The sequence below is a fragment of the Legionella sp. W05-934-2 genome, from assembly GCF_964199965.1.
Classification (GTDB): domain Bacteria; phylum Pseudomonadota; class Gammaproteobacteria; order Legionellales; family Legionellaceae; genus JAFIFT01.
Map to the genome: position 1 here is coordinate 165,788 of NZ_CAXMZT010000004.1, position 21,405 is coordinate 187,192.

The following is a 21,405-nucleotide window of genomic DNA, read 5'->3' on the forward strand; positions in this document are numbered from 1 at the left end:
CTTGTTAATAATCAACTCATTTACGCTTACTTTTTAAAGCGGCCAGTTTGTTTTGGACTAAAACGTCCACAGCCAAACCACTCACATCAATCGCATTGGTGACATGATGAATGGTATTACACGTGATGACTTGCACCCCTTTCATCGCAGATAATAGAGAATAAGCGTCTTCTGCAAACAGCGCATGCACACCAATACAAACGATGGACTTGCTCCCTGCTTGTTGTAAATGCTTCACCGTCTCTACCATGGTTCTGGCGGTGGAAATGATGTCATCGACGAGCACGAGTGTCGAAGATTCGAGCTCAGGAATATAGGGTACTGAAATAGTCACCTCTTTATCACCATGCCGAATCTTTTCCAAAATCGCATAAGGAAAACGACCTTTTTCTGCAATATCGGCAACCCACTGCTCACTTTCCATATCAGGACCAATAAGAATTGGCTTAGGAACATGATGTTTGATCCATGTGGCAATCATCGATGTGGCATGCAAAACAAAAGTGGGAATTGAGTAGATTTCATCTAAAGAGTGATAGCGATGCAAGTGCGGATCAATCGTCATGAGCCAATCGAATGAAGTGGATAAAATGTCCGCAAAATAACGTGAAGTAATTCCTTCTCCTTCGTGAAAACGTTTATCTTGCCGTAGGTAGGAAAGATAAGGAGCAATCAAACCGATTTTTTTAGCCCCCAACTCTTTAGCCGTTTTGGCAAAAAACAACAAAGGCAGTATTTTTTCATCCGGCTGGTTTAAACTGTCCACCACCATAATGCTGCGATTTTTAACCTCTGAATCAATTTTTAAGTACCATTCTGTATCAGGAAAACGGTGGAATGTGACCTTACCCACTTCCACTTGAAGTGTCTTTTGAAATTGTCCGGCAATTTCTGAAGAATCAAATAATGAACATAACAGAGGCTTCAAGAATTTTCTCCTAAAATAATGATGTCTTGTTTATCGCGAAGTAAATCACAAGCGTAATGGAGCTCCCCTGAGGACTCCGAATGAATTGTAAACAAAGGCTCGCCTTGTTCTACAGATTCGCCGACATGGGCATGGAGGTCAATACCCGCCGATTTCGATTTAGGCGCACCAGCAAGCTTAGCTATTTTTGCAAGCTTTCGATTGTCAATGAGGGAGACTTTTCCTGCCTTTGCAGCCACAACAGGATAAGTAAAACGTGCCTTGGTCAATTCCCTCATCCCACCCTGAGCCTCACAAATGGCCTGAAATTTCTTAAACGCTTGCCCACTCTCCAATAATTGCGTCGCAATGGATTTACCTAAACCCGGTGGTACTTTCGAAGAACACTCTAACGCAGCACCTGCAAGCGTCAACGCTCGTTCACGCAAATCATTGGGCGCATCAGGCAACCCTTGTAATACTGCCAATACATCGCGAGCTTCTAACGATGGACCAATGCCATGGCCTACCGGCTGCGACCCATCCGTAAATAACGCACGGACAACAAGCCCTAACTCGTTACCTACCTCCTCAAGTGATTGTTTCAGAAGGAGCGCCATAGACTGATTCCTCACTTTGGCAGTAGGTCCTACGGGGATATCAATGACTGCATGCGTAGCACCTGTTGCAATTTTTTTAGAAAGAATGGAAGCCACTAATTGCCCTTCACTATCTAAATCTATGGCTCGTTCCACACGAATAAGCACGTCATCAGCAGGACTTAAACTCACAGCCCCGCCCCAGACAATACAGCCATTTTCTTGTTCAACCACTTGGCGCATCTTTTGGGGACTTAAGTGGACTGGAGCTAAAGTCTCCATGGTATCTGCAGTTCCCGCAGGGGATGTAATAGCACGCGATGATGTTTTTGGAATCATCAATCCAAATGAAGCCACAATGGGAACTACAATCAGAGTCGTGCGATTTCCCGGCAATCCTCCCACGCAATGTTTATCGACGACCAGAGGTGAAGACCAGGATAAGCGATCACCACTGTCTATCATGGCTTTGGTGAGTTTCATGATTTCCGTACGGGTTAGACGTCCTGCACTACTTGCCGCTAAAAAAGCGGAGATTTGTACATCAGAAAGACGACCGCTTAACACATCATCAATGATGACCTTCATTTGTTCATAAGACAGTTCTTTGCCATAAATCTTGGTATGCACATAGCTTAAGGATTCCAAGGGTTTTGGATGGGAGACCTGAATTTCATCGCCTTCTTTGGCATGTAAAGACTCACAGGCGTAATCTGACAAACCAGCCTCACCCGGTGCTAGTAGCTCTGAGGTCACCACATTAAGGGTGGCTATAATGGAGTGCTTGCCTAAAGTCACTTGGATACGGGTCTGTACTTCAAATCCTTCTGAATGACAGACATGACAATCCTCTCGCATGTAAATAATAGCTTCGTGATAGGTTTTAATCCCTAAATGTTTTAACCGAAGCCCATGAGAGGTTTGCTTACTCACCACAATTCCTCCGTTTGCAGATAAGAAGGAATGGTGCAAGAAAAACCTAATTGCTTCTCAATTCTCTCTTTTAGCGATTGAGCACTGTGAGGTTCACCATGGGTGATAAAAACTTTTTGGGGTGGACGAGCAAAATGTTGTAGCCATTCTAACAATTCCAAATAGTCAGCATGAGCCGACGTACTGCTCATGACCACGACCTGGGCTTGTATCGGAACAAGGCTTCCATGAATTTTGACTTGTCTCTCCCCATTCACAATTCGAGCACCACGAGTGCCACCCGCCTGAAAGCCAGTAAAAAGGAGGGTATTTTTAGGATTAGGCGCAAAGGCTTTTAAATGATGCAGAATGCGGCCGCCTTGCGCCATGCCGCTGGCCGCTATGATGATTTGCGGCATGTGATGACGGTCAATCTCCTTGGACTCCTCAGGTGTGTTCACATAGGTGGCGACACGGCATAAACCCCGACATTGTTCTGCAGTTAAATGGTGGTCTTCTTTATAAGTGCAGAGTAAATGAGTGGCATCAATGGCCATGGGGCTATCTAAAAAGACAGGAAGGTCTTTGGGAATTTGCCCTTGTCGTTTCAGTTCGTAAATAAAATAAAGAAGGCTTTGCGCACGTCCTACCGCAAAAGCAGGAATAACGACTGAGCCTCCTCGTTTAACGGTTTGATTAATCACCTGAGCCATTTGAGGCAAAGGATCTGTGGCATCATGCAATCGGTCACCATAGGTGGACTCCATCACCAGATAATCCGCTTCTTGAATGAAGGTCGGGGATTTCATGACGGGATCATGTGGACGGCCGATGTCTCCAGTAAACACAATGGAACCCTTTTGGGTTTTTATTTTGACCATGGCCGCACCCACGATGTGACCAGCACGATGATACTCAAAACTGAAATCATGAAATACTTGGTGCGGGGTATCAAAATCAATGGTTTCAAAATACTGCAATGCAGTATGAGCTTCTTTTTCAGTATAAAGAGGAAGAGCAGGTTGGTGTTTGGAGAATCCATACTTATTGGCCAAGCGTGCTTCTTCTTCCTGCAGATGACCACTGTCGGGTAACAAAATGGAACACAGTGCTTTGGTACCCGGTGTTGTATAAATTTTGCCTTGGAATCCGTTTTTGACGAGCAAGGGAAGATAGCCTGAATGGTCAATATGCGCATGAGTGATAATCACCGCATCAATATCATGGGGATCAATAGGCAAGGGAGTCCAGTTACGTAATCGTAATTCTTTGTAGCCTTGAAAAAGACCGCAATCAATCAGGATTTTTTTAGAACCAATGGTCAAAAGATATTTAGAACCAGTAACCGTCTCAGTTGCTCCTAAAAAAGTTAATTTCATCTTGCCTCCGTTAAGTCTACTGTTTTTTTCAAATCCACTTGCCAACGCCACATCACATAAACCACAGGAATCACAATTAAGGTCAGTAAAAGGGCAGAAAAAACCCCACCGACCATGGGTGCTGCAAGACGCTTCATCACATCAGCCCCAATGCCTGTAGCCCACATCACCGGTAATAAGCCAATGATGTTAGCAAGACCCGCCATGGCCATGGGACGAATGCGGGAGACCGCACAAAGTTGTACCAGCTGAATTAAATCGGGCAATGTTTTGAGCAACCCTTTTTCCTTTTGTTCATTGTAATCAGAATCAAGGTAAGCGAGCATCACGGCACTGGTTTCAGCCGCAACACCAGCAAGCGCAATCATCCCCACCCAAACGGCAATACTCATGTTGTACCCTAAGATATAAAGCAGCAAAAAGCCGCCAAATAAAGCGAAGGGAACGCCCAACATCACCATCAAGGTCTCGGTAATGGTGCGGAAAGTAAAGTAAAATAAGACAAAAATGATGGCCAAGGTCAGTGGCACAAAAATTTTAAGTCGCTCATAGACCCGTTGCATGAACTCATATTGGCCCGACCAAGCAAGCGTATAGCCCGGAGGCAATTTCACTTTGGCGTTGACCACTTGCTTTAATTCCTCCACATAGCCACCAATGTCTCGGCCACTGATGTCAATGAAGACGTAACCTGCTAACATGCCATTCTCATCGCGAACCATGGCAGGTCCTGAACGAAAGGTTAAAGTCACCAATTGTGCAACGGGTACTTCCGCACCACTGGGTGTTTTGACTAAAATACGATTGAGTTTGTCGGGGTCGTCGCGCAATTCTCGCAAATAACGCACATTCACTGGGTAGCGTTCACGCCCCTCAATCGTGGTGGCAATGTTTTCACCACCCACGGCCGATTCAATAATGCGATTGACGTCCATAATGGTTAAACCATAGCGAGCCAACTGGTCCCGATTAATTTGAAAATCAAGGAAGTAGCCTCCAGCCACCCGCTCCGCATAGACCGTACTGGTGCCCTTCACTTCTTTGGCCTCCATTTCAATTTCTTTGCCAATGGCTTCAATCTTTTTAATGTCAGGACCAAAAATCTTAATTCCTACCGCCGTTCGAATGCCTGTGGTGAGCATGTCATTGCGTGCTTTAATGGGCATGGTCCAAGCATTACTCACACCTGGAAATTGCAACGCTTTATCCATTTCGGCAACCAGGCTTTCATAAGTCATTCCTTTGCGCCAAAATTCTTTAGGCTTTAACTCCACAATCACTTCCATCATATTAAATGGAGAAGGGTCGGTGGACGTTTCGGCTCTTCCCGTTTTGCCAAAAACGTGCGCCACTTCAGGAAATGCTTTTAATTTCTTATCCATTTCTTGAAGTAAAGCCGTCGCTTGAGTGACTGAAATACCTGGTAAAGTAACCGGCATATACAAAATCGTCCCTTCATAAAGAGGGGGCATGAATTCAGAGCCAATGAGTTTATAAAGAGGAATGGTGGCAATAGCCAATACAATGGCAATTCCCACCACGAATTGGCGATACCTCAAAGCAAGCCTCAACACGGGCGCGTACATGGCTTGCATCCACCGCGTAATCGGATGTTTTTGTTCAGGAATGATTCGACCACGCACCAAAAGAGGCAATAGGACAGGAATTAAGGTGATGGCAAGTAAAGCACTCATGAAAATGGCTAAGTTTTTGGTATAAGCCAAGGGCGAAAACAGCCGCCCTTCCTGAGCTTCCAAAGTAAAAACAGGCATAAAAGAGATGGCAATGACCAAAAGGGATGAAAAAATGGCAGGCCCCACCTCTTTCGCCGAATCGATTAACACCTGGGTGCGATCGCCTGGGCTTCCTTTTGCTTCCCAATCCGCTAAGCGTTTATGGGCATTGTCGACCATGATGATGGCCGCATCGACCATATCACCAACGGCGACAATAATGCCGCCGATGGACATAATATTCAGTCCAACGTGTAAGAAATAAATGGGGATAAACGAAATCAAAATCGCCAGCGGCAAGGTAATAATAGGAATGAGTGCGGAACGAAAATGACCTAAAAACACAATAATGAGTAACCCAACCACCAACAGTTCTTCAATCAAGTTCCAATTGGCCGTGGAAATCGCTTCCCGGATTAAGTTACTTCGGTCATACACAGGAACCATTTTTATCCCTTCCGGGATGGCAGTGGCCAACTCTTTCAATTTATCCTTGATGCGACCAATCACTTGCAATACGTCTTCACCAAAGCGCATGATGACGATACCGCCCACAGCTTCGCCTTGGCCATTTAAATCGACCACCCCGCGGCGCATGTCCGAGCCAAGTTGTACTGTGGCGACATCACGCAGTAAAATCGGTGTGCCATTGGCATTGGTACCCACGGCAATTTTTTCAATATCCTCAGTAGACTTAATGTACCCGCGACCACGAATCATGTACTCCACGCCCGAGAACTCAATGACTCGACCACCGGTGTCGTTATTACTCATGCGAATTTTTTCAACAATCTCAGGAACCGATAGGTTGTAGGCAAGGACTTTGACTGGATCCAAATTGACTTGGTATTGCTTGACAAAACCTCCCACACTGGCGACTTCAGACACCCCTGGAACCGCTCTTAACCAATAGCGCAAATACCAATCTTGAAACGTGCGTAACTCAGCCAAGTTATGCTTGCCATTTTCATCCACCAAAGCGTATTGATAAATCCAGCCCACAGGTGTGGCATCAGGCCCCAATTGAGGAGTCACTCCTTCAGGTAATTTTCCAGCCAGCTGACTCATGTACTCAAGCACACGTGAACGCGCCCAATAAATATCCGTGCCATCCTCAAAAATGATGTAGACATAAGAAAAGCCAAAATCAGAAAATCCCCGCACAGCAACAACCTTTGGTGCAGATAAGAGGGCGGTTACAATGGGATAAGTGACTTGATCTTCCATCAGATCGGGCGAACGTCCCATCCAGGTCGTATACACAATGACCTGAGTATCTGAAATGTCAGGCAATGCATCCATACGGGTATTCTTCAAGGCAATGTAGCCCATGAAAGAAAACCCGAGCACAAAAAGCAACACAATAAACCGGTTGCGTGCACAAAATTCAATAATCCGTTCGACCATAAAATCCCTTTATTCCAAGGCTAAATCACGCCTCTTTATTAGAGCTTCTATCCCATTATAGTGGGATAGAAAGTCTATTTATGTTGCATGCCTCCCATGGCCGCTTTCAACTGGCTCTCTGAGTCAATGAGGAAATTGGCAGACGTAATAATTTGATCGCCCTCTTTAACCCCTTTGATTATCTCAAGCAAATCCCCTGCCCTAACCCCTAAGGTCACGTCCCGCCATTCAATTTTGCCATTGCCATGGTAAATAAACACCACTGCGCGCTCACCTGTGAGTAGAACAGCATTTTTAGGGACCACAAGACGTTCACCCAAAGGTACTTTGAGTTCCAGATTCACATACATGCCAGGTTTTAATTGCTCCTTCTGGTTGTCCACTTCAAAGCGAACCTTGGCTGTACGTGTTTTCATGTCAATCGTAGGGTAGATAAAATCAAGCTTGGCCTTAAATAATTCATTGGGCAAGTAGGTAAGGGTCAAATCAGCCATTTGACCAAGACGAATATAAGGAAGCTCATATTCGTAAATGTCCCCTAAAACCCACAAGCGTGATAAATCAGCAATGGTATAGAGTTCATCTCCTGGCTCAATGCGCATGCCCACCAGCGCCATTTTTTTAAGAACCGTACCTTGGATGGGGGAATGAATCGTCATCGTCCGGGTGATTTTGCCCGTACGCTTTAATTGCTCAATGTCTTTTTCGGATATCCCCCACAGCAACAATCTTTGGTGAGCTGCTTGAAAAGCAGACTGCGCACCACGAGCCGCACTCGATGTCGTATTTTTGCTTAATATTTTTTGGGCATTAAGGGCGAGCAAATATTCTTGCTGGGTGGCGACCAATTCAGGACTGTAAACGGTAAAAAGAGCTTGGTCTGCTTTGACTTTTTCTCCGGTAAAATTAATGAATAAGTTCTCAATCCACCCATCAAAGCGTACATGAATATGGGCAACGAGCCGCTCATCGGCTTCAACACGCCCCACGGTACGGATTATTTTTTCAACCACTTGGCGACGCACCGGCTCTGACGTAATGCCAATGGCTTGTAAACGAGCCGGATCAATCACAATCTCATTTCCTTGAGTGGACTGTTTCATGTCCATCTTGCCATGATTATCCATGGCCTGTTGCGCCTGAGTTACCTGCAACAACGAAAGTAAACTCAAAATAACCACACCCTTGATTATTCTCTTAAAATTCATAAGAACGTCCCTGTGCTTTCTTCGATTTGTGCTATCGCTTTTTCATGTTCAGCGAGTTCACCGTGCCATTCCAATTCATTTTCTTGCAGCGTCAATAAATTATTCAGCATCGTTAAGAAATCCACTTTGCCCACGCCGTAGGTGGCTTGCGATGAAGTAAATGTTAAGCTGGCTTGTGGAATGATGGTATGTTGAATCAGATGAATGAGTTTTGCAGAGCGCTCTGCCAACAAATAAGCATTTTTCACTTGAAAAGAAAGCATACGATAGGTGGTCTGCAAATCCTCAATATCCGCATTATACCGCGCAAGTGATTCGCGCACGGCATGATTTTGCTTTTGCATGAAATAAAGAGGCACGGTTGCTTTTAACAATACTTGATAGCCTTTGGTGTGCATTCCCGTATCATGAAGCCGTCCCCCTTCGATTTCCACATCAGGGAAATACTCCATTTTACTTAAGCGGATGGCTTGCCGTCCTTTTTGAACAGCACGTTGCTGCATGATTAATTGCGGTGCTCGGCTCTTAACGAGCGTGTAAAAATACTCTAAATTATGCCCCATTGGCGTTACAGGAAGCACTGCTGGTGTATGGATTGTAATTTCTAAGGAACGATTTAAAAGGCGATTGATATCCGCCTGCAGGGATCCCCGTTGTTGCTTTAAGATGACTAAACGCATCAGTAGACGAGAAATCTCAGTTTGGGCACGATAAATATCTTGTTGGGGTGTTTTCCCTACACTGTAATTGGCTTCGGAACTCTTTTCCATTTCATGAAGAAGTTCCTGGTTTCTTTGAACAATCTCGATGGACTTATTGACAAAATAAAGGTCGTAATAAAGCCGTTTTAATTCAGCAATGACGGCGAAACTAGTGGCTTGATATTCTGCTTCCGCTCTTTTGGCCTCGAGCGTTGCTATCCTTCCTCGTACAATAAGTTTACCAGGAAAAGGAATTTCTTGTTGACCACCTAACATTTGCTCGCGTCTTGGATCCACATCCATAGGGATATTCTCAGACATGTTGATGTACCCTGCATTCAACTTGGGATCGGGTAACGCTGTTGCCTGTGGAATCACATGGATTGCGGCCAATAGTCGGTCGCGGGCCGCACGAATTTGAGGATTGTTTTGCGTGGCCTCCTTGATTAGCTGCGATAAAGCAGGCGGAGTCTTGGCATAAGATACTGGCCCTGTAAAACAACAGAAACCTAAGAAAATAGTGTAAGTGATTTGTTTCATACTAAAATGCTTCATTGGGTGCCTTCCTTAGCCGTTTCTGAGCTTCTATGATGAGCAAAGGCACCATGCCCAATAGAATCCAAACCAGGCATTGGGTGAATGAGACCGGTTGTATCCCAAATAATTCGCGCAATACCGGAATATGGTGAATTAAGACCTGCAGGGAAAAACTGATGCTCACAATAAAAAAGAGTCTTAAATTGGAGAACAATCCTACTTGCCAAATGTTCTTGGTGTCGCTTCGCGCTCCAAAAGCCCATAAAAGCTCGGCGGTTACTAAGACAGAAAAGGCCGCATCTTGGGCTTGGATTAAATCCTTATCGATTAAATATTCATAAGCGAACACACTAAGGATTACTAAAGCCTTTAAACAACCCACAAAGGTTACTCGTTTGAAAAACGCCCTATCCATCATGGATTTTTGTGTGGCTCTGGGTGGACGATTCAAAATCCCTGGCTCTGACATATCGGTAGCTAAGCCAATGGCTGGCAAACCATCCGTCACTAGGTTAATCCATAATAATTGGATAGGAAGCAACGGCAGGGGCCAGCCGATTAAAAGTGCTACAAACACGACCAATAACTCCCCACTATTGCCTGCTAATAAAAAGCCAAGCGTTTTGGCAATGTTGTCGTAAATCGTGCGGCCTTCTTCAATGCCCGCCACAATCGAGGTGAAATTATTGTCCATGACAATGATGTCAGAGGCTTCCTTGGTAACTGCAGTGCCTGTTTTTCCCATCGCAATCCCCACAGATGCTTCTTTTAAAGCAGGGGCATCATTGACCCCATCACCTGTCATCGCCACCACTTTTTGTTGTTTTTTCCAGGCCCGTACGATTTTTAATTTATGCTCTGCCGTCACACGAGCATAAACAGCAATGTCTTTGACACAATGGTTAAATTCCTCCTCCGACATGTTTTCAAGTTCATTGCCAGTGAGCAATCGGTCACCTGCCTCCAAAATGCCAAGCTCTTTGGCAATGGCTCTTGCCGTATCAGGATGGTCTCCTGTAATCATCACCGGTTTGATGCCGGCTTTTTTACAGCGACTGATGGATTCCTTGCTACTTGCATGAGGTGGGTCCTGAAGACCAATAAGACCTAAGAAAACCAGGTTATGTTCAAGCTCTTTCTCTTCTTTTTCTAAAGCTATAGGCTCTATTTGACGCTTCGCAAAAGCTAACAGTCTTAATGCTTCGCTGGCCATGAGTTCGCAGGATTGTTTCATGCGCGCTTTATCATTAGGTGTTAATTTTTTAATGCCTGTTTTGGTCAAAATATGGGTGCAGCGCTCCAAAATGAGTTCGGGTGCTCCCTTAACAAAAGCGATGTGTTCATGGTCTTGTCGACACACAACCGTCATGCGTTTGCGTTCGGAACTAAAGGGTAACTCTTTGATACGGGGATAAGAAGTTTGCAGTTCCCCTTGCCAAATGCCTCCTTTGGCTGCTGCAACCAAAAGTGCCACTTCAGTTGGGTCTCCCACGGTTGCTACCTGTCCATCTTGGCTCTCAAAACTCGCGTTATTGCAAGCCACCATCGCTTGCAAAGTAGCTTGCAACAACGGGTCTTCTGACACATTAATTTCTTGACCTTGAAGAGTAAATCCTCCCGAGAGGTTATAGCCTTCCCCATGAAGACTATAAACATCACTTGCTGTCACAAGCTGACGTGCGGTCATTTCACCTACGGTTAACGTTCCCGTCTTATCGGTGCAAATGACTTGTAAACAGCCGAGTGTTTCAACCGCCGATAATCGCCTTACCAGTACGGCACGCCGTACCATACGTTGCACGCCGAGTGCTAAAGCCACCGTAACGACAGCAGGCAAGCCTTCAGGAATTGCAGCCACTGCAAGACTGACTGAACTCATGAACAAACTGAAGATAGGGATGTTACGTAAGAGACCTAAGCCAAAAATGGCAATGATAATGAAAAAGCAAAGCCACAATAGACGAGAACCCACTTGATTGAGTTTTTTCTGCAAAGGCGTTTCATCACGAGACGCTTCACCCAGCATTTTGGCAATGTGCCCCATTTCCGTTTGCATACCAGTCGCCACGACAAGCGCGCGACCTGTGCCATCGGCTATAGAGGTGCCCATAAACACCATGTTTTTACGATCGGCTAGAGGCGTTTCTTTAGCACAAATCTCTAGGTTTTTCGCGACTGGTATCGATTCTCCGGTGAGTGGTGCTTCATTGACTTTAAGCGCTGATAATTCAAAAAGGCGAGCATCGGAAGCGATTAAATCACCGCTTTCAAATAGAAGAATATCTCCTGGTACGATATCAGAAGCAGCTATCACCCTCACGCGGCCATCTCGCAACACGGTGGCTTTAGGAGCGGCCATTTGTTGAAGAGCAAGCATGGCGCGATCGGCACGATATTCTAAAACAAATCCAATGATGGCATTTAAAATGACAATGGCCAAAATGGCAATGGCATCGGCTTTTTCATCCAACAAAAAAGACACAACAACAGCACCTAAAAGCACCCAGGTGACCACACTTCCAAATTGCTGCAAAAAAATGAGGAAAGGAGACGTTTTTTTCTGTTGACTCAGCAGGTTGAGTCCCACTTCTTTTAACCGCTGTTGTGCTTCTTTCTCAGATAGTCCTAAAGATAAGTCAGTTTCAAACAACAATGCCATATCTGCAGGTGATTTTTCGTGCCACTGTTCTGCCATAACAGCCATCCTTTGCATTCACTCACCCATTAGTCGGTGAGCACCATTTTACCCCATTTTTTTAGTATCTAAGCGCTCTTATTACAAAAAATCGGCATCTTTCATATTTACTCTTTACTCTTTGAAATCCAATAAAAAGATTTTAGTGTTAGCGACCACCGCCACCATGCCCTACATGGCCTTGAGCGACATGCTCTTCCAGACTTTCAGTATTTTTACCGGTAGTGCCACTATTCATACAAGCAGTAAGTATCAAGCAACATGCCAAAACCATCCAATGACTTGGTTTCATAATGTATTTTCATCCTTGATTTTAAAATGAAATAATTACAATATAGGCTCTTTTCTGATAAAAGACAACGTAGCGCTATGCTTTTGACAACGTCTTTTGCGTCTTACGTTAATTCAAAGACTTAGTTTGTGAAAGCATCTCTACTAATTGATGGAACATACGACATCAACCTCGTTCTCCCAATCCAACAGCTCGGTAAGATTACGTTATTCATCATCCTCATTTTTTTGATAAATGACCTACCGTTTTCTCTTTCCCCTTCACTACTGTCCTTAATCAAATCTACTAATTTTTTTATAGCACTCATGAAGGCTTCCAAATCAATGAAAAATCCCACAATGGTGACCCAAAATAAGTCTACTTATCAAATATTCATAATGCAAACTCGTCTAAGCAATTAAATAATCCCTATGCTATTTAGCAATCCATGATATCATTCTATTAACTGATTGAGGTGTATAGTCAACCCACAAGGACTATAAGAAAAATATCTCATAACCATTTGATTGTCTTGGAGACCGGAGTATCGTGATAAAATTGGCCACCCTCTTAATGAGCTTATTATTAATCAATTTATATCATTCTATCGCTACAGCATCCAATGCCCATTATCATTCTGTGAAAAATCATGCCACCCAGATTTTGAAATCATCGAATAACTCTACCATACGATTATCCATTCAAGAGATAATTGATAAAAAGAACCAGAAACTGATATTAATCAAGCTAATAGACATGAAAAACAATAAACCAGTCACCTCCAACGACTTGATTGAAGCGCATACACAAAAGATTCATTTGTTGATTATTGATGACAGTCTCACAGACTACAGCCATGTCCATCCAGTCGAAACAGCTACCCCTGGTGTCTATCAATTTGAATGGCAACCAACTTTTGAAAAAGCCTCCTATCGGGCATGGGCCGATTTATTACCAACCAATACCAAAACTCAAGAATACGTAATTGCTGATTTTCCATTGACAAAAACCATGAAAAAAACAGAAAATCATATGGACCGGCACCCATTCTCTGAAAGTACTGTCGATGGTTACACTTTCAAATTGTCTTTTGATAAAACACCATTACATGCGGGTAAACCAGCCATGGGGAAAATTGATATTACTGATGCTAAAGGAAAATCAGTTCATACCTTAGAGCCGATTATGGGAGCTTATGCTCATATTGTTGGTTTTAATGAAGATTTTAAAACGGTAATCCATGTTCATCCCATGGGCAAAGAACCAATAAAAACTTCTGAGAGAGGAGGGCCTGAATTGCAATTTCATGTGGAACCTAATAAAGCTGGCTTTATTAAACTGTTTGCCCAAGTACAAATTAATGGAAAAACTCTGTTCGTCCCCTTCGGAGTCACAGTAAACAGATAGCTTGCTCAATCCTTTCCCACACGGGTGATAAGAAATACTTTGATAACAATTTGTCCTCCTCCGAACATGGGATCCTAGTTCTCTGCACCCAATTCTTTAGGGACAATGAAAAATTATTTAGAAGGGCATGATCGGATCTATTTTAGGAAGTAATTGTAGAAAGAGTGGGGAGCATATCCCCCGTAAGAGAGTATGCCTTGAAAAAAGAACAGAATAAACAAAACAAAAGTTCATAAACAAATTAGAAAGGAAAAGGAGGTAACTGATTCCTATCTCTAAGCCAGAACGGATGATGCCACTCTTCATAGATGGAAACGGGCATTTTGCTTTGCTTAAATTCATCAAAAGATAAGTCGCAAAGAAACCATTTAAGGAATTCCGCGCAAGTTTCCGGACTTATTGACCAGACTGTTAAGCCCCCTCGACACTAACATCCAAACAAATGGGGTCGTCTATTGGCCTTTGCCACCACCACCTACTAAGAAAAAACTAAAATGTATTTAAAAAAAATCGATAATCAACGTCTATTTTTCAATAATACATATACAGAAAAGTACTCTATAATTAACAAATAAATGGAGACTAATCGAAAGGAAAAATTTTATGCTTAGAGATATCGTTCTATTTTTTGCGGGATTTGAATTTTTTCATACGATGACACACGTCTTTTTTGCATTTTTAGTTCCGTTAGACCTTAAATTTATAACTCTGACTCCCACTTTAAATACTTGGTCAATTGTTATCAATGCCATAATTACTCTAGCTCTTCTTTGGTGGGCAAAAAGATTACGAAGTAAATAACTACTAAATAATTAGGAAGAAAAATGAATAATATAAAATATGGATTTGGAAAAGAAGTATTGTATTCATTTGATGATACAATTAAAAAGGTTACTGAAGAACTGCAAAAAGAGGGGTTTGGAGTTCTTACAAATATAGATGTTTCAGCAACCCTGAAAAAAAAGTTAAATCAGGATATGCCTCCTTATCAAATTCTTGGCGCATGCAATCCCCAATTTGCTCATCATGCTTTAGAAAAAGAACCATCTATTGGTTTGCTTCTACCCTGCAATGTAGTTGTACGCCAAGATAATACAGGCAAAGTGTATATTGAATTCATGGATCCGAAAGCGGTATTAGAATTGGTCAGCAATCCTGAAATTAATCATATCGCTAGTGAAGTCAAGAAACGACTGGAGAGAGTATTAAACGCATTATAATTACTCATCTACGGTTAAGATTTTAACATACGAAGACCACTTGCAATAACAATAAGCTCACTGATTTCATGAGCTAAAACTGCTATCGGCAACGTAAAATAACCTGTTACTGCCCCGACAACAAGAGAGCTAATTACAATTATAGAAAGTCCCAAATTTTGTAAAATTATATTCCAAGTTCGACGACTAAATGCGATAAGATAAGGTAATTTTAATAAATTATCACCCATTAAGAGAGTGTTCATCTAACTGTGTCACCTCATTGATTATCTAAGCCCCAGATTCAGCCTGTCTTCAAAATATATATGAAGCTGGGAAATGATAAGCGCCCAATTGTGCATCGGCTGATTCCATTTTTCCAGTACTTTCTGGCAAGCACAATAAATAAGCTTAATAAGAGCATTTTCGCTAGTGAAAGCCCCTTTATTCTTAGTGTACTTGCGAATTTGCCGATGAAAACCCTCAACAATATTAGTCGTATAAATGATACGCCTGAGCTCTTCGGGGTATTTAAAGTATTGAGAGAGAGCCTCCCAGTTATTGTTCCAGGACTTCATTACAGCAGGGTATTTTTTTCCCCATTTTTGCTCCAATTCAAGCAAATGATGTTCAGCCAGGTCTTTACTGGATGCCTTATAAACAAGCTTTAAATCCACCATAAACGGTTTTTGGTCTTTGCTGACTACGTACTTTAATGAGTTGCGAATTTGATGAACAACGCACAGTTGCACTTCAGTTTTAGGAAATACCTCAGCAATGGCCTCTGGGAACCCTTTAAGGCCATCAATACTGGCAATAAGAATATCTTCTACGCCACGTGCTTTAAGGTCATTTAAAACACCAAGCCAGAAACGAGCGCCTTCATTCTCAGATAAATAAAGGCCCAAAATATCTTTTTTTCCCTCGGGAGTTACAGCGAGAACAGTATAGAATGATTTGCTAGTAACTTTACCCTCAACACGTACTTTGAAATGCATGGCATCTAAAAAGGCGATTGGATAGACCGACTCCAACGACCTATTGCGCCATTCGGTAATCATCGGTAGTAGCTTATCGGTTATTAGACTGATTTTAGCTGATGAAACTTCCAGCCCATACATTTCGGCCAAATGCTCACTAATTGCCTCATAGCTCATGCCTAGGGCATATAGGGCTAATACTTTGTTATCTAATGATTCGTTCAATACAGTTTGGCGTTTCCTGACAATCTCAGGCTCGAAACTACCTTCTCTATCTCTAGGTGTTTCCATATCAAAAACACCAGAGGTAGATTTCATTAACTTAGTAGTTTTGCCGATGCGACGGTTGCTAATACCAGACTCCTGGCACTCCAATAGGTGAGCTTCCATTTCACCTTCCAAAGCAGCTTCAAGCAGCTCTTTTATAAGAGGGGTTAAAATACCATCTTTACCTGTTAGTGATTGGCCTGACTTTAATTGGGATAATGCTTCAGTTTTGAAATCATCAAAATCAAAATTGGATAAATCTATTTTCTTCTTATTCATGCTCACCTCTTTTAGCTGTTGAAATTATAACAAGTTAAAAGAAATGACACAGTTATTTAAACACTACCCCCATTAGGCTACATCCGCAGTTTCTAATGCAACATCGGTTCCGACAGCACCCATAGCAACTCCTACATGAGCTGCTGCGAGTGCTGGAGCATCATTTACTCCATCACCAACCATCATTACCTTACCATAACGTCTTTCTAACTCTTCAATTTTTCGTGTCTTATCTTCTGGTGATAAATCAGAAAATACTTCATCAACACCCGCCTGTTCGCCAATTGAAGAGGCAGTTATCAAATTATCTCCTGTGAGCATAACCACACGTTCAATACCCATCAATTTTAAGTTAGACACCATCTGCCTTGCTGTTGGTCTTAGAGGATCAGCAATTGCAATTAAACCGAGGATTTTCTTATCAGTTCCTAATAATACTACTGTCTTTCCAGAGGCCTGTAATTTATTTATTTCCTGCGTTAATGTTTCTATCAATAGGCCCATATCAATAAATAATTTTGGATTGCCTATGTAGAATTTTTCCCCATTGATAAAACCAAGTACACCTGAACCAGTTAATGACTTAAACTGTTCAACAGGATTATATTGAATATTTTCTTCATTGGCTTGTTGCAAAATGGCTTGGGCCATGGGATGCTGGGAGCGCGATTCAAGAGTTGCTGCTGCATTTAAAATTTGGTTCCGAGTATGATTATTCAATGGAATGATATCGGTAACCTTCGGTTTACCTTGTGTTAATGTTCCTGTTTTATCTAGTGCAATAACTTTTATCTTCACTAGTTGCTCCAAATATAATCCACCTTTTAGTAATATTCCATTTCGACTTGCTGTACCAAGAGCAGCTACAAGTGTAATGGGTATAGAAATCACTAAGGCACATGGTGCTGCAGCAACAATAAATACTGTGGCACGAATCACCCACTCTTGCCAAAGCTGCCCGAATAGAGGTGGTAAAGTAGCTATGAGTATTCCCATTAAAAGGACCAATGGACTATATAGGTTGCCAAAACGCTCTATAAAACGTTGACTACGCCCCTTTTTGTCTTGTGCTTTTTCGACAAGAAATATGATACGAGATAATGTATTATCAGCAAATTTTTTGGTTGCACGAACAGTAAGAGTTCCTTCACCGTTTATAGTTGCAGAAAAAACTTTACCCCCTATAGTTTTTTCTACTGGAATTGACTCACCTGTAATAGGTGCTTGATTAACACTAGAATGTCCTGAAATGACTTCTCCATCTGTAGCAAGACTTTCACCAGGAAGAACAATGAATTCATCTCCAATATGAATTTCTTCTATGGGTATTCGAAATTCAGTATTATTTCGACGGATCAATGCTGTTTTTGGGACAAGATCCATCAATGCTCGTATAGCATGCCGCGCTCTTTCACCGGAATAACCTTCTGCAGCTTCAGAAATAGAATACAAAAATACCAATGTTGCTGCTTCCGCCCATTGCCCCATGATACCTGCAACAATGGCTGCAAGTGACATCAAGAATTCAATACCGATTTCATATTCTTTGATAAATTCGTCTATTGCTTCGCGTGCGAAATAATATCCGCCAATTAAAACTGCGCCTACGTAAAACCCGTTAGCGATAATTTTTGGTAATGTCAAATATGAGCCTACAAAACCAATAGTTAATAATAAACCAGCTATAGTTGCTGTAATGACTTTGGGATTATGCCACAGCTTTGGCATTGGCTCTTTATGTGAAGAGCATGTCGAGCAGCCCATTTATTTTTACACTCCTTATTCGTAATTTTTTTAAACACTGATGCTATATGTCGCGTAAAAGTAACGGTTGTTAGAGAACCATCTCTATCATAGATATTGAACAGATCCATTTGCTTTGTTATTTCAATGTTACCAAGGGAATCAATTTATTGATGACCTAACCAAAATACTCCGTTTTATTATTAATACACTTGCTAAACTGTTTGATGTTCCTCCAACAACAAGCAAAGCATCATCAAGAACTTATGATAATTATATCTCATTGATTAGAAAATATTTTAAAATATCATTCTCTAAAAAAACGGAGTATAAAGAACTGGAAGGATAGATTAAAAATGAGTTACTGCCAACTAACGGATCGTATTCCGAAGTGCTAGGCCAATTAATGAAGTTTAAATGATACTCCATGTAAAAAATAGCAAGCATGATAAGAAAACTCACTAAGGAAATAATAAAAGATAATTTTTGCTTATTTTTTTGAAAATAAATCATAAGACTGAATAAAATAATGAGAAAAACAACAAACATGCCTAATACCCAAGCATTTATTATCACTTTTATTCCTAATTCTAGTCGTTATAATAATCATGCTCATGCTGAGCGTTTCCACCCGAACCTTTATTATGGCCACTTTCAGAATGTGCTCCAGAAGCAGGTTGTGTTTGAGTGCATGAAGTTAATCCAAATCCTGAAATAAGAATACCTATCAGTAAGAACATCTTAAATCTTGGCATAGTCATTACATCTCCATATATAATCATAAAAAAAATTCACCTTACTACATTGGAAAATAAAATACCTCATATACTAACATAATAAATACCCACTTTGATGAGGGTAAAAATCAATTATTTTACTTCATTAATAATTACAATAAGATTAAAACATTTAGTTTTGTAATGGATTTATGCTAATGAGCCATCAAATACCAAAATTGACTCATTTCCATCCTTTACTTTAAAAATATCTTAGACTTACGTTATTTTATTAACTACTTTCTTGATTAATCATCTGGAGACATATACAACAATCGCAAACCATTAGCCACTACGATTAAACTCGCTCCCATGTCTGCAAAAACTGCCATCCATAACGTTGCATACCCTACAAGAGCTAAAATAAAGAAAATGCCTTTAATCGCAATAGATAAACTGATGTTTTGATAAAGAGTACGTGCCGTCTTACGACTTAAATCAACATAAAAGGGAAGTCTTGCTAGATTGTCATTCATTAGGGCAACGTCAGCAGTTTCTAAGGCAGTATCTGTTCCTTTCCCCATCGCAAAACTCACGGTAGCTTTTGCCAATGCAGGGGCATCATTAATTCCATCTCCTACCATCCCAACGCTATGATAGTGTTCTAAAAGACGATTAATCGCTTGCAGTTTTTCCGCAGGCAATATATTTGCATTTACTTCATCAATACCTACTTTTTTAGCAATAGCCTGAGCCGTTACCGCATTGTCTCCCGTTAACATCGCGGTTTTTATGCCCCGTTCATGGAGTTGTGCAATCGCCTGTTGGCTTGTAACACGTAACGTATCAGCTACTGCAAAAATAGCCAAAACCGTCGTAGCATTACTTAATATTACGGTCGTTTTACCTTCTTCCTCCAAGCGCTTCAGCTCTTGTTCGACAAAATGATTGCATACCTGATTGTCTTCAGCTAACTGATGATTGCCTACAAAATAGAGTTCTTGACCCACCAATCCTTTTACTCCTCGTCCAGGAAGTGCTGAAAATTGTTCAATTTCAAGTAAAGCGTTTTGGGGTTGTTCCTGTTGCCAGTACTGTACTAAGGCATTAGCGACTGGATGCTCCGAGTGACTATCAAGGCTTGCAGCTAACAATAACAAACTCTCCTTAGTTCGATTTTCATCCCAAGCTATGAAGTCAGTTACAACTGGCTTTCCTTCCGTTAAAGTACCTGTCTTATCTAAAGCAATTAACCTCAGTCGATGACCAACCTCTAAGTAGCTTCCTCCTTTAATAAGAAGCCCTTGTTTTGCTGCCGCTGCAAGGCCACTTACAACAGTCACGGGTGTTGAAATCACTAAAGCGCAAGGGCAAGCAATAACTAATAAAGTCAGTGACTTATAAAGAGAATCATAAAAAGGATAACCAAATGCTAAAGGTGGAATTAATGCAACAAAAAAAGCCATCAATACCATAATTGGAGTGTAATATTTAGAAAATTGATCAACAAATCGTTGCGTTGGGGCTCGATCCGCTTGCGCTTGCTCTATCGCTTTACCAATTTTAGCAAGCAATGTATCGCCTGACGCTTTACTGACCTGCACTTCAAACGCGCCGTGCTCATTTAATGTTCCTGCAAAAACCAAATCGCCTACTTTTTTTGTTATTGGCATTGATTCACCAGTAATCGGCGCTTGATTGACCGTGCTCTGACCTGAAATAACCACGCCATCCAGGGGAATACGCTCTCCAGGTTTTACTCTAAAAATAGCACCAGGCACCACTTTTTCAATGGCCAAGGTTTGCCATTGACCATCGTCCTGTTTCACTGAAGCCACCTCAGGGGCAATTTGCATTAAGCTTCGAATCGCAAGACGTGCTTTATCTAAGGAGTAGCGCTCGATACGTTCGGCCAATGCAAATAATACAGTCACCATTGCCGCTTCAGGCCACTCTCCAATAAGAACAGCCCCTGCTATCGCAATGAACATCAAGCTATTGATATTCATTGTTTTAGTCCCTAAGGCAAGCCACCCTTTTTTAAAGGTAGAAGGCCCACTAAGACCAATAGCCAACAAAGCTGGAAGAATAGTCCAAATGGATTGTTCCGTAGCTAAAAAATAAGCTGCCAGCTCAGAAAATAGGGCAAGAAAACCTGCTAGTCCAATAATTTTCCAGGAAAAATCCAACGATAATTGTTTTCTTTGTGGTATAGGTAAAGTGCTTTCCAGCGTTCGAACACTCATTCCCAACGCCTCAATGCGTTTTTGCAATTCTTCACTTGAAACCAACCGATGATGAATAGTAACTTCTTCAGCAATAAAATTAAAATCCAACTGCTCCACTTCAGGAATATCCTGTAACTGCTTTCTGATTAGTTGCTCTTCCGCTGGACAATCAAGTCCTGCAACAAAAAATTTGGTTTCATTTAAAGGTACTGTCATTTGGTTTTCCGCATTGTCCGT

The 21,405-nt window shown here is 41.8% G+C and carries 15 protein-coding genes; 2 read left to right on the forward strand and 13 right to left on the reverse strand.

What is annotated here, in order from left to right; all coding sequences use genetic code 11:
* Positions 1-16 precede the first annotated feature (16 nt).
* From AB3348_RS06060 to AB3348_RS06095, 8 genes are all read right to left on the reverse strand, one after another.
* Positions 17-928: a ribose-phosphate pyrophosphokinase gene (locus AB3348_RS06060; protein WP_367606677.1), complete on the reverse strand. Its 912-nt coding sequence runs from the start codon at positions 926-928 to the stop codon at positions 17-19.
* On the reverse strand, positions 925-2,439 hold the full coding sequence (locus tag AB3348_RS06065; RefSeq protein WP_367606678.1) for a thymidine phosphorylase family protein: 1,515 nt from the start codon (positions 2,437-2,439) through the stop codon (positions 925-927). The genes AB3348_RS06060 and AB3348_RS06065 overlap by 4 nt, the downstream gene beginning before the upstream one ends.
* Entirely contained in the window at positions 2,436-3,797 is a 1,362-nt protein-coding gene (locus AB3348_RS06070) for an MBL fold metallo-hydrolase RNA specificity domain-containing protein (RefSeq protein ID WP_367606679.1), read from the reverse strand. Before AB3348_RS06070 ends, AB3348_RS06065 begins: the two co-directional genes overlap by 4 nt.
* The gene (locus AB3348_RS06075; RefSeq protein WP_367606681.1) at positions 3,794-6,937 is read right to left on the reverse strand and encodes an efflux RND transporter permease subunit; all 3,144 of its coding nucleotides are present in this window, start codon (positions 6,935-6,937) and stop codon (positions 3,794-3,796) included. The genes AB3348_RS06070 and AB3348_RS06075 overlap by 4 nt, the downstream gene beginning before the upstream one ends.
* A gap of 74 nt (positions 6,938-7,011) precedes the next feature.
* Positions 7,012-8,145, reverse strand: a complete 1,134-nt coding sequence (locus AB3348_RS06080; protein ID WP_367606683.1) for an efflux RND transporter periplasmic adaptor subunit — start codon at positions 8,143-8,145, stop codon at positions 7,012-7,014.
* Positions 8,142-9,401, reverse strand: a complete 1,260-nt coding sequence (locus tag AB3348_RS06085; RefSeq protein WP_367606684.1) for a TolC family protein — start codon at positions 9,399-9,401, stop codon at positions 8,142-8,144. Before AB3348_RS06085 ends, AB3348_RS06080 begins: the two co-directional genes overlap by 4 nt.
* The gene (locus tag AB3348_RS06090) at positions 9,388-12,078 is read right to left on the reverse strand and encodes a cation-translocating P-type ATPase (RefSeq protein ID WP_367606685.1); all 2,691 of its coding nucleotides are present in this window, start codon (positions 12,076-12,078) and stop codon (positions 9,388-9,390) included. The genes AB3348_RS06085 and AB3348_RS06090 overlap by 14 nt, the downstream gene beginning before the upstream one ends.
* A 148-nt stretch (positions 12,079-12,226) precedes the next feature.
* Complete coding sequence (locus AB3348_RS06095) at positions 12,227-12,370, reverse strand: hypothetical protein (RefSeq protein WP_021436950.1); 144 nt, start codon at positions 12,368-12,370, stop codon at positions 12,227-12,229.
* Between the two features lie 552 nt (positions 12,371-12,922).
* On the opposite strand from AB3348_RS06095, the gene AB3348_RS06100 reads away from it, so the two are divergent.
* Both AB3348_RS06100 and AB3348_RS06105 read left to right on the forward strand, forming a co-directional pair.
* On the forward strand, positions 12,923-13,756 hold the full coding sequence (locus AB3348_RS06100; RefSeq protein WP_230306345.1) for a hypothetical protein: 834 nt from the start codon (positions 12,923-12,925) through the stop codon (positions 13,754-13,756).
* Between the two features lie 824 nt (positions 13,757-14,580).
* Entirely contained in the window at positions 14,581-14,976 is a 396-nt protein-coding gene (locus tag AB3348_RS06105; protein WP_367606686.1) for a DUF302 domain-containing protein, read from the forward strand.
* Positions 14,977-14,990: 14 nt separating this feature from the next.
* On the opposite strand, the gene AB3348_RS06110 is transcribed toward AB3348_RS06105, so the two are convergent.
* The 5 genes from AB3348_RS06110 to AB3348_RS06130 all read right to left on the reverse strand — a co-directional run bounded on the left by AB3348_RS06110 (position 14,991) and on the right by AB3348_RS06130 (position 21,384).
* A complete protein-coding gene (locus AB3348_RS06110) occupies positions 14,991-15,221 on the reverse strand; it encodes a hypothetical protein (protein WP_367606687.1) in 231 nt (76 codons plus the stop codon).
* 21 nt (positions 15,222-15,242) lie between these two features.
* On the reverse strand, positions 15,243-16,481 hold the full coding sequence (locus AB3348_RS06115) for an IS256 family transposase (RefSeq protein WP_367606688.1): 1,239 nt from the start codon (positions 16,479-16,481) through the stop codon (positions 15,243-15,245).
* A 72-nt stretch (positions 16,482-16,553) separates the two neighbouring features.
* On the reverse strand, positions 16,554-18,209 hold the full coding sequence (locus AB3348_RS06120; RefSeq protein ID WP_367606689.1) for a heavy metal translocating P-type ATPase: 1,656 nt from the start codon (positions 18,207-18,209) through the stop codon (positions 16,554-16,556).
* 288 nt (positions 18,210-18,497) lie between these two features.
* The gene (locus tag AB3348_RS06125) at positions 18,498-18,800 is read right to left on the reverse strand and encodes a hypothetical protein (RefSeq protein ID WP_367606690.1); all 303 of its coding nucleotides are present in this window, start codon (positions 18,798-18,800) and stop codon (positions 18,498-18,500) included.
* A 448-nt stretch (positions 18,801-19,248) separates the two neighbouring features.
* Positions 19,249-21,384, reverse strand: a complete 2,136-nt coding sequence (locus tag AB3348_RS06130; protein WP_367606691.1) for a heavy metal translocating P-type ATPase — start codon at positions 21,382-21,384, stop codon at positions 19,249-19,251.
* Positions 21,385-21,405: the final 21 nt, after the last annotated feature.

What these genes read in the sequence shown, in the direction of transcription:
- AB3348_RS06070 (WP_367606679.1), bottom strand. Translation starts at nt 3,797, where the DNA reads ATGAAATTAACTTTTTTAGGAGCAACTGAGACGGTTACTGGTTCTAAA.
- AB3348_RS06075 (WP_367606681.1), bottom strand. Translation starts at nt 6,937, where the DNA reads ATGGTCGAACGGATTATTGAATTTTGTGCACGCAACCGGTTTATTGTG.
- AB3348_RS06080 (WP_367606683.1), bottom strand. Translation starts at nt 8,145, where the DNA reads ATGAATTTTAAGAGAATAATCAAGGGTGTGGTTATTTTGAGTTTACTT.
- AB3348_RS06085 (WP_367606684.1), bottom strand. Translation starts at nt 9,401, where the DNA reads ATGAAGCATTTTAGTATGAAACAAATCACTTACACTATTTTCTTAGGT.
- AB3348_RS06090 (WP_367606685.1), bottom strand. Translation starts at nt 12,078, where the DNA reads ATGGCAGAACAGTGGCACGAAAAATCACCTGCAGATATGGCATTGTTG.
- AB3348_RS06095 (WP_021436950.1), bottom strand. Translation starts at nt 12,370, where the DNA reads ATGAAACCAAGTCATTGGATGGTTTTGGCATGTTGCTTGATACTTACT.
- AB3348_RS06100 (WP_230306345.1), top strand. Translation starts at nt 12,923, where the DNA reads ATGAGCTTATTATTAATCAATTTATATCATTCTATCGCTACAGCATCC.
- AB3348_RS06105 (WP_367606686.1), top strand. Translation starts at nt 14,581, where the DNA reads ATGAATAATATAAAATATGGATTTGGAAAAGAAGTATTGTATTCATTT.
- AB3348_RS06110 (WP_367606687.1), bottom strand. Translation starts at nt 15,221, where the DNA reads ATGAACACTCTCTTAATGGGTGATAATTTATTAAAATTACCTTATCTT.
- AB3348_RS06115 (WP_367606688.1), bottom strand. Translation starts at nt 16,481, where the DNA reads ATGAATAAGAAGAAAATAGATTTATCCAATTTTGATTTTGATGATTTC.
- AB3348_RS06120 (WP_367606689.1), bottom strand. Translation starts at nt 18,209, where the DNA reads ATGCCAAAGCTGTGGCATAATCCCAAAGTCATTACAGCAACTATAGCT.
- AB3348_RS06130 (WP_367606691.1), bottom strand. Translation starts at nt 21,384, where the DNA reads ATGACAGTACCTTTAAATGAAACCAAATTTTTTGTTGCAGGACTTGAT.